11 protein-coding genes are annotated in these 13,038 nt (G+C 53.1%); 3 read left to right on the forward strand and 8 right to left on the reverse strand.

The features are described 5' to 3' along the window. Positions 1–7 precede the first annotated feature (7 nt). From tssC to BFV65_RS11080, 3 genes are all read right to left on the reverse strand, one after another. Positions 8–1,549 carry a type VI secretion system contractile sheath large subunit gene (gene tssC, locus BFV65_RS11070; RefSeq protein ID WP_081330545.1) on the reverse strand — a complete coding sequence of 514 codons (1,542 nt, stop codon included), beginning with the start codon at positions 1,547–1,549 and terminating at the stop codon, positions 8–10. A 34-nt stretch (positions 1,550–1,583) separates the two neighbouring features. After that, positions 1,584–2,075 carry a type VI secretion system contractile sheath small subunit gene (gene tssB / locus BFV65_RS11075; RefSeq protein WP_023300236.1) on the reverse strand — a complete coding sequence of 164 codons (492 nt, stop codon included), beginning with the start codon at positions 2,073–2,075 and terminating at the stop codon, positions 1,584–1,586. Between the two features lie 612 nt (positions 2,076–2,687). After that, positions 2,688–4,304, reverse strand: a complete 1,617-nt coding sequence (locus BFV65_RS11080; RefSeq protein ID WP_069596633.1) for a peptide ABC transporter substrate-binding protein — start codon at positions 4,302–4,304, stop codon at positions 2,688–2,690. 183 nt (positions 4,305–4,487) lie between these two features. On the opposite strand from BFV65_RS11080, the gene mpaA reads away from it, so the two are divergent. Further along, positions 4,488–5,201: a murein tripeptide amidase MpaA gene (mpaA, locus tag BFV65_RS11085; protein WP_063145833.1), complete on the forward strand. Its 714-nt coding sequence runs from the start codon at positions 4,488–4,490 to the stop codon at positions 5,199–5,201. Here mpaA and ycjG read toward each other — a convergent pair. Then, positions 5,192–6,157, reverse strand: a complete 966-nt coding sequence (gene ycjG, locus BFV65_RS11090; protein ID WP_045308907.1) for an L-Ala-D/L-Glu epimerase — start codon at positions 6,155–6,157, stop codon at positions 5,192–5,194. The two genes, mpaA and ycjG, sit on opposite strands and share 10 nt — an antisense overlap. Positions 6,158–6,263: 106 nt before the next feature. Here ycjG and tpx point away from each other — a divergent pair, with 106 nt between their 5' ends. Then, positions 6,264–6,770 carry a thiol peroxidase gene (tpx, locus tag BFV65_RS11095; protein WP_003856889.1) on the forward strand — a complete coding sequence of 169 codons (507 nt, stop codon included), beginning with the start codon at positions 6,264–6,266 and terminating at the stop codon, positions 6,768–6,770. Positions 6,771–6,804: 34 nt separating this feature from the next. On the opposite strand, the gene tyrR is transcribed toward tpx, so the two are convergent. The 3 genes from tyrR to BFV65_RS11110 form a co-directional block, all read right to left on the reverse strand. Continuing rightward, on the reverse strand, positions 6,805–8,346 hold the full coding sequence (gene tyrR, locus BFV65_RS11100; protein ID WP_023300239.1) for a transcriptional regulator TyrR: 1,542 nt from the start codon (positions 8,344–8,346) through the stop codon (positions 6,805–6,807). A 111-nt stretch (positions 8,347–8,457) separates the two neighbouring features. After that, positions 8,458–9,510 (reverse strand): YcjF family protein, encoded by a 1,053-nt coding sequence (locus BFV65_RS11105; RefSeq protein WP_069596634.1) that lies wholly within the window; start codon positions 9,508–9,510, stop codon positions 8,458–8,460. Beyond that, on the reverse strand, positions 9,507–10,904 hold the full coding sequence (locus BFV65_RS11110; RefSeq protein ID WP_022648291.1) for a YcjX family GTP-binding protein: 1,398 nt from the start codon (positions 10,902–10,904) through the stop codon (positions 9,507–9,509). Before BFV65_RS11110 ends, BFV65_RS11105 begins: the two co-directional genes overlap by 4 nt. A gap of 155 nt (positions 10,905–11,059) precedes the next feature. On the opposite strand from BFV65_RS11110, the gene BFV65_RS11115 reads away from it, so the two are divergent. Beyond that, positions 11,060–12,070, forward strand: coding sequence for a LacI family DNA-binding transcriptional regulator (locus BFV65_RS11115; RefSeq protein WP_022648292.1), 1,011 nt, complete (start codon positions 11,060–11,062; stop codon positions 12,068–12,070). A 33-nt stretch (positions 12,071–12,103) separates the two neighbouring features. On the opposite strand, the gene BFV65_RS11120 is transcribed toward BFV65_RS11115, so the two are convergent. After that, positions 12,104–13,018, reverse strand: a complete 915-nt coding sequence (locus BFV65_RS11120; protein WP_023300241.1) for an OmpG family monomeric porin — start codon at positions 13,016–13,018, stop codon at positions 12,104–12,106. Positions 13,019–13,038 lie beyond the last annotated feature (20 nt).

Raw genomic sequence — 13,038 nt, forward strand, 5'->3', positions numbered from 1 at the left:
CCTTACGTTACGCTTTCGCTTTCGGCATCTGGCTCACCAGAGAAAGGTTCACATCCATGCCTTCCACCTGGAAGTGCGGCACCGCAAACAGCTTCACGCGGAAGAAGCCCGGGTTGTCTTCGATATCTTCCACCACCACCTTCGCGTCACGCAGCGGATGAGAAGCCTGCAACTCATCGCCCGGATCGGTCATTTCCGTCACCAGACTACGCACCCAGGTATTCAGCTCCAGCTCCAGCAGACGGCGGTCCTTGGTGGTGCCGATGTTCTCGCGCTGGATGAGCTTCAGATAGTGCGCAATACGCGACAGCAGGAAGATGTATGGCAGACGGGCGTTGATGCGGCTGTTGGCCGTGGCATCTGCGGTGTCGTACAGCGCCGGTTTCTGCGCGGAGTTCGCCGAGAAGAAGCAGGCATAGTCGCGGTTTTTGTAATACGAGAGCGGAATAAAGCCGAGGTTGGCAAACTCAAACTCGCGGGTCTCCGGGATCATCACCTCAGACGGGATTTTCACCTGGTTGCCGGTACCCAAATCGTACAGATGAATAGGCAGATCTTTCACCGCCCCGCCCGCCTGCGGGCCACGGATCTGCACGCACCAGCCGTTATTGATGAAGCTCTTCACCATGTTTGACGCGAAGGAGAACGACGCGCTGGTCCACAGGTATTTCTCATGATCCGGGCCTTTCACCTGCTCAACGTAGTTAAAGCTGCGTACTGGTACGGTGTCCGGGCCATACGGCAGACGCCCCAGCACGCGCGGCATCACGAGGCCGATGTAGCGGGCGTCGTCGGTGTCGCGGAAAGATTTCCACTTGATGTACTCGGCGCGGTCGAAGTAGTTGCCGATATCCTTAATCGCAGCAACCTCTTCCATAGAGTCTTTCAGGAAGAATTTCGGGCCGACAGAGCCAATAAACGGCATGTGTGCGGCGGCAGACACTTTCGAGATGTTGCGCAGCAGCGCCACATCCTGCGGGCTGGCGTCAAATTCATAGGATGAAATCACGGAACCAATCGGCTCGCCGCCCGGGGTGTCGTATTCGGCGGTATAGGTGTGCCAGTAGAGGCCGCTCTGGATCAGTTCCGGTGCATCCTCAAAATCCTGGCGCAGGTCGTCCTTGGAGACGTCCAGAATCTCGGTTTTCACATTCTGGCGGTAGTCGGTGTTGTCCACCAGCTGCTTCAGGCCGCGCCACAGGGACTCCACCTTCTGGAACGCCTGGTGATGCATTACGGCATCCAGCTGACGGCTGATCTGGAAATCCAGTTCGGCGATATGGTGGTCAATCAGCGTTTTGTCGAGCTTCTCCACGGGCTGACCGGATTTGCGGATGCAGTCCATAAACACCTGCATCGCCGCCGTCAGGCGTTCACCCGCCGGCGCGTCAGAAAGCGCGGCATCATCCAGAAACGCATTGATATCACCCAGGCTCGAGGCCGGAGTCAGGTTGATTTTTTCAAACAGGGAGGCGTAAACGCCCTCTTTTTCCAGTACGATGATCTGCCCCTGCGCGGAGGCGGTTTCACTATTCACAGACATCAGCATATTCCCGGTTAATCCATTAAATTACACATGCCGCTTATTTCGGGGCCAGTGCACTCATTTCGTCGCGTAATTCCTGAGACAGCGCCGGGTCCTTAAGAATTTTCTCGAGTTCTTTTCTGAAAGTGGCGTTATCAAGAAGATTGGATTTGAGGTCGCGTAATAAATTACGCATGGCCAGCATGGCGCGGAGCTGGGGGATCTGGCGGGCAACCTGTTCAGGTTCGAAATCCTTAATATCGGAGAAATTCAGTTTTATACTTTCCTCCGAACCATCGACAGCCATGGTGTTAGGCACCGTCAGATTAACCTCCGGGTTAAATTCCGAAAGTACGCTATTAAAGTTATTTTTGTTGACGTTGATTTTCTTCCTTTCGGACAATGGACGATTCTCTTTTCCATTACTGAAATCACCGACGGTGAGAAGTTTAAGCGGCAGTTCGACTTTCTTCTGCGCGCCGCCTGTATGCAGCGCCAGTTTTAAATTTATGCGTGCCTTGGGCACCTCATTCTGAAATGAATCGGCCATAGCAGTCCCTTTCTTTGCAAGAAATACGAGTTAAGTGAGTGACGGGTCTTTACAAAACCATATTAGAGCAAAAGCCCATTCATGATCAACTTTTCAGATCAAAGATCTGTATATGGATTTTTCTTAAGAATTTTCCACTAATCAGTAGTATTTATAAATTCCAGATATAAGTGGCACGCAGAAAGTATTAACCATTTATTCACAATAGATTAGCAGGAACGTCTGCCTTGATAGAGAATATTGAATTCATTGCCACCTGTCGTTGAATAATTGATTTATATCAATGCTGATCTAAGCATCAGCTGCAAAATCGCAGAGACATATCATCTTATTCAATAAACCTCCTGAATATGGAAAAATCCTATATCGGACAAAAGTCAGGTTTTAAATAGCAGGAATTAAGCTATTACATGGAGGATGTATAAATGCTTGCACGCTTTTCAATAAACTGGAAAAGAGATGTCGCTCGAAGCATTCATCAAAAGAATAAATGATTTTTTATGAAAGGAATTTTGATAATAACTAGCCTGTAGGTACCATGAACCGTGTGTTCAGGCGCTTAAGCGATGTATAGCTATTTGCCAAAACCACTTAAGCGCCTTTCCTGTTTTTTTAATGCTTTTCAATATACATTGTACGACTGTACGCAACATCCTCTGGGTTATTTATCGGATACCCTTTAACCCAGGGCTTAATGAGGCGGCCATTGGTGTATTGATAAATAGGGGCTATCGGCGCTTTCTCGGCGAGGATCTTCTCGGCCATGTTGTAGTCTGCATTACGCGCTTTTTCAGTGGTTTCGAGCGTCGCCTGATGAATAATCTTATCGTAAGCAGGGTCGTTGAACCGTGAGATGTTGCCGGTGTGAGAGGACGTCAGCAGCGACAGGAATGTCGACGGCTCATTGTAATCCCCTACCCACGACGCACGGATCACGTCGAAATTCCCGGTATTGCGGCTGTCGATGTAGGTCTTCCATTCCTGATTCTGCAACTTAACGTCAACACCCAGATTTTTCTTCCACATAGATGCGACGGCAATGGCGATTTTCTGGTGGTTTTCAGACGTGTTGTACAGCAGCGTTAATTTCAGCGGGCGCTGGGGACCATAGCCTGCTGCCTGTAATAACGTTTTCGCCTGAGCGTTTAGCTCCTGCTGCGACATCTGCTCAAATGGCGAGATTTCCGGTGTAAAACCGGCAGTGACATCGGGAGTGAAATGCCAGGCCGGTTTCTCACCGGTTCCCAGGACTTTTTCCGCCATAATACGTCTGTCGATAGTCATGCTGAGCGCCAGACGTACGCGGGCATCCGCAGTTGGGCCTTTTCGTGTGTTAAACGCGTAGTAATAGGTCCCAAGCTGTGGCGGTGTATAAACCTGTCCCGGAATATCTTTAAGCAGCTTCTGGTACATGTTTTTCGGAAATGATTCCGTAATATCGATATCGCCCGCCAGGTAGCGTTTGGTCGCTGAGGACTCCTGGTTGATTGGCACAAAGGTGACTTTTTTAAGCACCGTGTTGGCGTTATCCCAGTAGTGAGTATTCGGCTCAACTACCAGTTTTTCATTCACCACGCGATCTTTCAGCACATACGCACCGTTGCCGATGAGCGCGCCAGGGCGCGTCCATTCTTTACCGCTTTCCACGTTTGCCTTTTGAACAGGATAGAACGCAAAGCTAGCCGTGAGGTTGCTGAACCATGGCAGCGGTTTATCCAGCTGCACGCGCAGCGTTTTAGCATCGACTGCCGTCACGCCGAGCGTTTCCGGTGCAGCTTTACCATCGATAATGGCCTGCGCATTATTAATACCCGCCAGCGCTGCAAACCAGGCGAAAGGTGACGTAGTTTTAGGATCAACCAGACGACGCCAGCTGTAGACAAAATCTTGTGCCGTCACCGGAGTGCCGTCAGACCACTTCGCGTTATCCCGCAACGTAAACGTCCAGACACGGTTATCGTTGCTCTGCCAGCGCGTCGCCACGCCGGGAACCAGCTCCCCTTTTTCGTTCTGATTCACCAGCCCTTCATAAAGGTCGCGGATCACCTGTATCTCGGGTAAACCCACCGCTTTTGCCGGATCGAGCGAGGCGGGTTCATCTTTAATGTGTCGAACCAGCTCCTGCTTTTGCGCCAGCTCCGTTCCCCTGGGAACCTCCGCGGCATATGAAAGTGAAGAAAACCCGCACAGCCACAGCGCAGTGCAAAGAAGCGAAACAGGATGCTTCATACGATCCCCTTAATGATGTCAGGTAACAGGCAGATGCGTAATTATTTGTTTCGAAACGGAGAAATGCAAATGCTTCCTCAGGAAAGTTGATGTCAGGCAATTTTACACACAGACGGAAACTATTTGATTAAGCGCGGGTTTTGCACAACACTGCCAGAAGCGACTTCATCATCAGGGTTTATTATGGCAACCACCCGACCAAGAACGGAACGCGGCGCCTTCCCGCCCGGGACTGAACATTATGGCCGCTCATTTTTAGGCGCCCCACTGATCTGGTTTCCGGCTCCCGAGCCCGATCGCACTAGCGGCTTAATCATTGCGGGCACACATGGCGATGAAAACTCGTCCATCGTGACGCTTTCGTGCGCGCTACGTACGCTGGCCCCCGATTTACGACGACATCATGTGATTTTGACCGTCAACCCGGACGGATGCCAGCTTGGATTACGGGCGAACGCACGAGGCGTTGACCTTAACAGGAACTTTCCGGCAGCAAACTGGCGTGCCGGTGAAACGGTGTATCGCTGGAACAGTTCGGCGCAGGAACGAGATGTGGTCCTGCTTACGGGAGAAAAACCGGGTTCCGAGCCCGAAACCCAGGCGCTGTGCCAGCTTATTCATAAGATCCACCCGGCCTGGGTTGTCTCTTTCCACGATCCCCTCGCCTGTATTGAAGATCCTCGTCATACGGCGCTCGGGCAGTGGCTGGCGGAAGCGTTTGCTCTACCTCTGGTAACCAGCGTCGGGTATGAAACGCCCGGGTCGTTTGGCAGCTGGTGCGCGGACCTCAGTCTTCACTGTATCACCGCAGAGTTTCCGCCTATTTCCTCGGATGAAGCGAGTGAAAAATACCTCAGAGCGATGACAGATCTTCTGCGCTGGCAGCCTCAAAGATGAAGTACGCCGGAGGTAAAACTCAGGGCGGGTGAAACGTCAACCGCCAGCCAGGTTGGGCCATCCAGATCGGCAAAACGCACGCTGTTCACCAGCGGGAGTGCAGCACCGATCGCTCTGGACGTGCACAACATACAGCCCAGCATCAGGGAAAAGCCTTGCGCCTGGGCATCTTGTGCCAGTGCCAGGGCCTCGGTTAACCCACCCGTTTTATCCAGCTTGATGTTCACCATCTCGTAGCGGCCCTTGAGGGCTGACAGGCTCTCACGGGTATGACAGCTTTCGTCTGCACAGACGGGAAGCGGATGAATAAAATTCGCCAGCGCGGCATCGTCTTCTGCCGGGAGAGGCTGCTCAAGCATGGCAACGCCCAGATCGGCAAGCAGCTGACAACGGGCTGCCAGCCCTTCGCTGTGCCATGATTCGTTCGCATCGACGATAAGGGTGGCATCAGGTACCGCCGCACGAATGGCGACCATGCGTTCGCTAATCAGACGATCGTCGAGCTTCACCTTTAATAAGGTTGCACCGGTTGCATATAGCGCCTGGGCGCTGGCCGCCATTTGCTCTGGTTCACCGATGACCACCGTTTGCGCGGTGACGATCGATTGCGGCAGCGTAACGTCCAGCAGCGAAGGTAGCGGTTTTTGTTGTTTCGCCGCTTCCAGACTCCAGAGTGCGCAGTCAATCGCGTTACGTGCCGCTCCGGCCGGCAACCTCTGCTGAAGAGCCTCACGCGTCAGGCCCGCCTGCAACTCGGGCACCACCGTCATAATTTGCGCCATGACTGACGCCAGGCTTTCTCCGTAGCGAGGATAAGGGGTACATTCCCCGACGCCTTTTACGCCGTCCTCTTCACATTCAACCACGACCACACAGGCCTCATTACGGCTGCCACGCGAGATCACAAACGGGGTGTGCAATGGCCAGGCTTCTTCATAGACCTTAACGCTTCTCATCACTGACTCCTTGCAGGCCGGAAAGGCAGAAAATTGGTTTGCCGTGCTAACTGCGGATGACATACACTAGCCACGACGTTAACTATTTGTAAACAGGAAGATATCTATGTCACAACTCGTTCATTTCCAGGGCAACCCGGTTGCTGTTGCAGGTTCCATCCCACAGTCTGGCAGCAAAGCACAGCCTTTTACTCTGGTGGCTAAAGATCTGTCTGACGTCACGCTGAGCCAGTTTGCTGGCAAACGTAAAGTCCTGAACATTTTCCCAAGCATCGATACGGGCGTTTGTGCTGCATCAGTGCGTAAATTCAACCAGCTGGCGACCGAAATGGACAACACCGTAGTGCTGTGCATTTCTGCTGACCTGCCGTTTGCCCAGTCCCGCTTCTGCGGCGCTGAAGGCCTGAGCAACGTCATCACCCTTTCCACTCTGCGCAGCCCGGATTTCCTGGAAAAATACGGTGTTGCCATTTCCGAAGGCGCGCTGAAGGGTCTGGCTGCTCGTGCGGTGCTGGTGATCGACGAAAACGACAACGTTGTTTTCAGTGAGCTGGTTAACGAAATCACTACCGAACCGGATTACACCGCTGCACTTGAGGCACTTAAAGCCTAAACGTAAAAAAGCCTCTGCAAAGAGGCTTTTTTATTTATTCGTCACCCTTCTTCTGATTTAACCCATACTCGCGCAGTTTATTCGCAATCGCGGTATGTGACACCCCAAGACGTTTAGCCAGCTTGCGCGTGCTCGGATAGCTGCGATAAAGCTGCGTTAACACCGAACGCTCGAAACGGCTGGTGATGTCATCCAGCGAGCCTTCCATTGCCTCTTCGCCTACCGAGACCGTCCCGGCATCGTAATCCGGCAACAGAATATCCTGAGGACGCAGTTCATACCCTTCAAGCTGAGTTAATGCGCGATAGACCGCATTTTTTAGCTGACGAATATTGCCCGGCCAGCCGTAACGCGTCAGCACGGTACCCAGGTCGGCAGAGAGCTTCGGACGCGGCACGCCCTGCTCGTCGGCAAAACGGGCGACGAAGAGTTCCGTCAACGGCATGATGTCCTGCGGGCAATCGCGCAGCGGAGGAATATTAAGCGTCAGAACGTTGAGACGATAGTAGAGATCTTCGCGGAATACCCCTTTCTGCACCAGCTCCACCAGGTTTTTCTGGGTGGCGCAGATGACGCGTACATCCACGTGCACTTCATGATCTTCCCCCACGCGGCGGAACGTGCCGTCATTGAGAAAACGCAGCAGTTTCGCCTGCATGCGTGGCGACATTTCACCAATCTCGTCCAGCAACACCGAGCCGCCATTCGCCTGTTCAAAGAAGCCTTTTTTGCCTTCCGGCGCATGCCCGAACAGTTCACTTTCCACCGCATCTTCAGGAATAGACGCGCAGTTCAGCGCCAGATACGGTTTTGCCGCACGCGGGCTGGCCATATGCACAGCATGCGCCAGCAGATCTTTCCCCGTACCGGTATCCCCGGTAATCAGCAGCGGTGCCGTAAGATTTGCCAGCTTGCGCGCCTGGTCGAGCACGTGACGCATCTTCGGGCTCACCGCAATAATCTGGCTGAATGCGCCGACGTCCTGGCTGGAAAGGTTCTGTAACTGGCGTCCCATGCGCACCGTGGAGCGCAGCATGATTACCGCGCCGGTGAGCACCCGCGCGGCATTTTCCCCTTTCAGGTAGACCGGCGTGATCTCCATCAGGAAATTCTGTCCATTGATGACGACGTGCTCGCTATGGGTATTTTGCGGGTTGCTGTCCAGCCAGCGCTGGAAATTAAAACCTGGGATCAATTGCGTGGCGTGATGACCGATAAGCTTTTCCTGAGTCTGCGCAAACAGCTGGCAACTGGCCTGGTTAACGCGCTCGACTTTGTTTTTCAGATCGAGAGAGAGAAACGGCTCCGGCATTGCTTCCAGCAGTGCGCTCAGCGCAAGGTGTTCCCGCTCGGATGGCATCCAGGGGATGGTGCGTACATCCGTAACGCCAGCGATACGGCGGATTTCGGCCATCAGGCTACTGAAGGTATTAAATTCAATTTCGGCAAAATTGAGGTAAATTCGCCCGACAGGGTCGATCTCTATGCCACGTAAATCAATGCTACGTAAAACAAGAAGATCAAGTAACTCGCGGGTCAGACCGAGACGGTCCTCACAAAAGACTTCCAGACGCATGGGAAATTCACCGTTTAAGCCAATAACAGTAAAATGATATGTCAGATCACGGTATTCGGGAAGGTGGCTGTCAACAAATATTGACAGCCCGCACGATTAGTAAACGAAACCTCACTGAGCAGGTTTTTTATTGAGCGTCTCTTTAAGCTGACCAATCAATTCGCGACGGAAATCCCCCAGCCGCGGCTTATCGCCATCGATCCAGGGGAGTGGACGACAAACCTCCATCGCTTTGATTCCTAAGCGTGCCGTCAGCAGACCGGCACCAATCCCCTGCGCCGCCCGGGCAGAGAGACGCGCCGCAAGATCCTGCGACATCCAGTCCATCCCGACCTCCCGCACCAGTTCGCTTGCCCCGGCGAAGGCGATATTCAGCAACACCAGTTTGAACAGGCGCAGTCGGCTGTAATAGCCAAGCTCAATGCCATACAGTCTGGCGATGCGGTTGATCAGGCGCAGGTTGCGCCAGGCGATAAAGGCCATGTCCACCATCGCCAGCGGACTGACGGCAATCATCAGGGTGGATTCCGCCGCCGAGCGGCTGATCTCACGACGAGCCTGCGCATCCAGTACCGGCTGAACAATGTGCGCATAGAGCGTGACCACTTCCTGGTCATTCTGGGTTTCGTGGATCGCCGCATACCAGCGCTGAAGCGCCGGGTGAGAGTGATCTATCCCGGCCTGAGCCGCAAGCTTTTCACAAAAAGCACGCCCTTTTCCGGTGCCGTGACTGTGCAGCAGATCCCGCGCTTCATCGCGTTCGTGCGCACGCTGACGCAGACGCCAGAGGCGACGCCACTCGGTCACGACCGAGCCGACGCCCGCACCAACGATCAACGCCCCGGCGGCGCATCCCCCCAGCGCTACCCAGTCCTGGGTTTGCCAGGCATTGACGCCCCACTGCACGCCCTGACCAATTACGCTCACACCAAAAAGGGCTAACCCGGCGGTCACCATCTTACGCCACAGGCTGCGTTTCGGGCGCAGTGCCGCATCAACGACCGCTTCCGCCTGCCCCTCTTCAACCAACGGCTCCTCTGCCAGCACGGGAGCAAAGTTGTCGGCCTGCGGACCGGTGAAGGTTTGCGCTGTTCTAAACGCCTCATGCGGGGACTGCTCAAGCTGGCCGGTAAAATCAATGCGGGGCTTTAACGGTTCCGTCATCGTAATTTATCTCCAATTAAAAACTCCAGCGCGGCATCCAGACGGATATGCGGCAATGGCTGGTCAACGTTCATGCTCTGCGGACGGAAGTCTTCAAACTGAAAACCCTGGCTTTGCCAGAAAGCCTGGCCCGGCAGACGTGGGGGAACTTCGCCCGGATAGACCGTGAGCGGCTCACCGTCGCTGAGTCGGTTGCCCCGCAGGGCCGGAATTTTCTCGCCATTCACGTCAATCAACCCACTCTGCGTAGCCTGTACGGACGCCAGACCCAGACAATCCATACTAATCCCTTCGAACGCCGCGTTCTGCCAGGCATCCTGCACCAGCTGTTGCAGCAGGGATACCATGTTGGCGTGCTGATCGACCGTCACATGATCAGCTTTTGTGGCGGCAAACAGCAGCTTGTCGATGACCGGCGAGAATAAACGGCGAAACAGCGTACGCTGGCCATAATGAAAACTTTGCATCAGCTGCGTCAGCGCCAGCCGCATATCATTGAACGCCTGCGGCCCGCTGTTGAGGGGTTGCAGGCAGTCCACCAGCACGATCTGGCGGTCAAAGCGTAAAAAATGATTTTTATAAAAACCCTTAACCACCTTCTCACAGTAATAATTGTATCGCTCGCGGAGCATACCGGCGTTGGTGGTCTTGTCTGCCTGCGCCAGCTTCGATTCGCCGATGCGGTCAACGTCCGGCCACGGGAAAAACTGTAGCGCGGGAGCACCGGCTAGATCTCCCGGCAGAACAAAACGGCCCGGCTGAATAAAATGCAGCCCCTCCTGCTTGCACTGATGCAGGTAATCCGTCCAGGCCTGGGCTATCACGGCCAGACGGTTTTCATCCGCCGGCGCCAGCGGATCCAGCCCTTCGCAAAGCTGGCGCCATTTGGTCGACCACTCTGCCCGCTGCCCCTGCAACAGACCGGTCATCTGCCGGGACCAGCTCAGGTAATCCTGCGCCAGCATCGGTAAATCGAGCAGCCATTCTCCCGGATAATCCACAATTTCGAGATACAGCGTGGACGTTTCTTTGAAGTGACGCATCAGGGATTCATTCGAGCGAAAACGAAGCGCAAGGCGAATTTCGCTCACGCCACGCGTCGGGGTGGGCCAGGCGGGAGGCTCCCCGTATAACTGTGCCAGACCTTCATCATAGGTGAAACGGGGGATGCCAAAATCACGTTGCGGTACGCGTTTTACGCCTAACAATCGCTCCTCGCGCACCGCGCTAAGCAGTGGCAGGCGCGCCCCAGCATGCAGGTTCAACAGCTGATTGACCATCGCCGTAATGAATGCCGTCTTACCGCTGCGGCTCAGCCCGGTAACGGCAAGACGCAGATGGCGATCAACGCCACGGTTCACCAGAGAATTGAATTCGTTTTTAAGTCGCTTCATCGCCGTCCTTCATTGTCTGGAACCCTGAACAAAGTCACTTCAGAATACAGTAAATTGGGGCAGATCGTTGATTATCAATTCTTAATTATTGCTATTGCCGTTTTCTCTCCAGTAAGATGGACGCAATTGCTGTCCGTCTGGAGTGAGTAAGGTGTATGTCACCCACCATCTATGATATTGCCCGCGTTGCTGGCGTTTCGAAATCAACCGTGTCACGCGTTCTGAATAAACAAACGAATATTTCTCCTGAAGCGCGTGAAAAGGTGTTGAAGGCGATAGATGAGTTAAATTACCAACCTAATAAACTTGCCCGCGCACTCACCTCTTCTGGCTTCGACGCCATTATGGTTATTTCGACCCGCTCAACCAAGACCACTGCAGGAAATCCCTTTTTCTCAGATGTACTGCATGCCATTACGGCAAAAGCAGAAGAAGAAGGTTTTGATGTTATTTTACAAACGTCCAAAAGCAGTGAAGATGATCTGCAAAAATGCGTGGGTAAAATAAAGCAGAAGATGATCAAAGGCATCATCATGCTAAGCTCGCCGGCGAACGAGTCGTTTTTCTCGACGCTGGATGAATACGGTGTGCCCGTGGTCGTCATTGGTAAAGTGGAAGGAAATTACCAGAATATCTATTCTGTCGACACGGATAATTTCCGCGACAGCGCCATATTAACAGACTCGTTTATCACGCATGGCCGCACCAAAATTGCCTGCCTGCATGCCCCGCTCGATTATCACGTCTCTATCGATCGCCTGGCGGGTTATAAATTCAGCCTTGAGAAACACGGCATCGAAATTAACCCGACCTGGGTTATCGATGGCGGCTATACCCATGAAAGCGCGCTTCAGGCGGCCTGCCAGCTACTCTCCTCAGACAACCCGCCCGATGCGGTTTTTGCGACTGATAGCATGAAATTGCTGAGTCTTTATCGTGCCGCGGATGCGCTAAATCTGGCGATCCCGGAACAGGTCGCAATGGCAGGATACAGCGACCCGATGCTATCTCTCATTTTAACCCCTGCACCAGGCGGCTTTGATATCCCCACGAAAAAGCTGGGCGAAGAGAGCTGCGATTTGTTGTTCAGGTGCATTGCGGATAAACCTGCGCCGCATAAGGTATTGGTTGAAACACATTTTTCAGATGCAGCTTCGTTACGCTAAAAACCAGGGGCAAACGCCCCTGGTATAACGTCATCAGAACGCGTAATTGACGCCGACACCCGCATAGTGGAAGCGGTCGCTCTCGCCTTCGTCATGATTTTCCCATTCGTAGGCATACTCGAGCGTCATGGAAAGGCCATTCGCAAAGTCATAAGCATAGAGCAGACCCAGTCGGTTGAAGTCATGCCCTTCACGAGTTGGATCGTCCTGCCAGTCCCAGTTTGACCAGCGATCGAGCCCCAGACGGGTGTAAGGTGTAAGCGTTGTCTGGCCTAATGAAACAGGCAGGTAGGCACGAATCTCCTGGGTGGAGAATTCACCGTTATTACGTGAACTGTCCATATTGAAGCCACGCTCTAAATAGTAGTTAACTTTTGCAGAGACGGTTTCGTTTATTGTCCAGGTAAATCCGGTTTCCGTTTCGACGCGGCTGTCAGAATAACCGGTTTTTCCCAGGTCATTCGCAAACTGGTACATGGCAAACCAACCGCCAAAACGCCAGTCATCTGTTAATTTCACATCCCAGTCAGGCTGAATTTTATAGCGCTGCATATTAGCACTACCGTCTTTCGCACCGTGCTCATCTTTAAAATGATATCCATAATTACGGAAACCGCCCGTAAGACCCAGCGTAAAATCCTCTGTGCCAATGAAGCGATACCGTAATTCAAATTCAGGACGATCGAAATAGGTGCCGCGCGTCATGCTGCTGTAATCAACCGGGCCTTCCTGATACATCGCCAGTGAAATTGTCCACGCATCATACGTGGCGTTAAACCACACGGAAGGTTCATATAATCCATCTTTATCGTCGCCCTGACCTTCGACGTTTTCAATTTCATACATGGCACCAATATTAAATTCCCACTGTTTGGTTGACTCTGTTGCTTGCGCGCAGCTTACCCCTGCGCACAGAACGAGCGCAGCACTTCTTAGTAGAGTACTCATTAAAATATTCCTTTATAATT

Origin of the sequence: Enterobacter hormaechei subsp. hoffmannii, from assembly GCF_001729745.1 — a bacterium.
Classification (GTDB): Bacteria; Pseudomonadota; Gammaproteobacteria; order Enterobacterales; family Enterobacteriaceae; genus Enterobacter; species Enterobacter intestinihominis.

Bases quoted from the DNA above. Each gene is read 5' to 3' on its own strand.
- tssC (WP_081330545.1), bottom strand. From the start codon at position 1,549: ATGCTGATGTCTGTGAATAGTGAAACCGCCTCCGCGCAGGGGCAGATC.
- tssB (WP_023300236.1), bottom strand. From the start codon at position 2,075: ATGGCCGATTCATTTCAGAATGAGGTGCCCAAGGCACGCATAAATTTA.
- BFV65_RS11080 (WP_069596633.1), bottom strand. From the start codon at position 4,304: ATGAAGCATCCTGTTTCGCTTCTTTGCACTGCGCTGTGGCTGTGCGGG.
- mpaA (WP_063145833.1), top strand. From the start codon at position 4,488: ATGGCAACCACCCGACCAAGAACGGAACGCGGCGCCTTCCCGCCCGGG.
- ycjG (WP_045308907.1), bottom strand. From the start codon at position 6,157: ATGAGAAGCGTTAAGGTCTATGAAGAAGCCTGGCCATTGCACACCCCG.
- tpx (WP_003856889.1), top strand. From the start codon at position 6,264: ATGTCACAACTCGTTCATTTCCAGGGCAACCCGGTTGCTGTTGCAGGT.
- tyrR (WP_023300239.1), bottom strand. From the start codon at position 8,346: ATGCGTCTGGAAGTCTTTTGTGAGGACCGTCTCGGTCTGACCCGCGAG.
- BFV65_RS11105 (WP_069596634.1), bottom strand. From the start codon at position 9,510: ATGACGGAACCGTTAAAGCCCCGCATTGATTTTACCGGCCAGCTTGAG.
- BFV65_RS11110 (WP_022648291.1), bottom strand. From the start codon at position 10,904: ATGAAGCGACTTAAAAACGAATTCAATTCTCTGGTGAACCGTGGCGTT.
- BFV65_RS11115 (WP_022648292.1), top strand. From the start codon at position 11,060: ATGTCACCCACCATCTATGATATTGCCCGCGTTGCTGGCGTTTCGAAA.
- BFV65_RS11120 (WP_023300241.1), bottom strand. From the start codon at position 13,018: ATGAGTACTCTACTAAGAAGTGCTGCGCTCGTTCTGTGCGCAGGGGTA.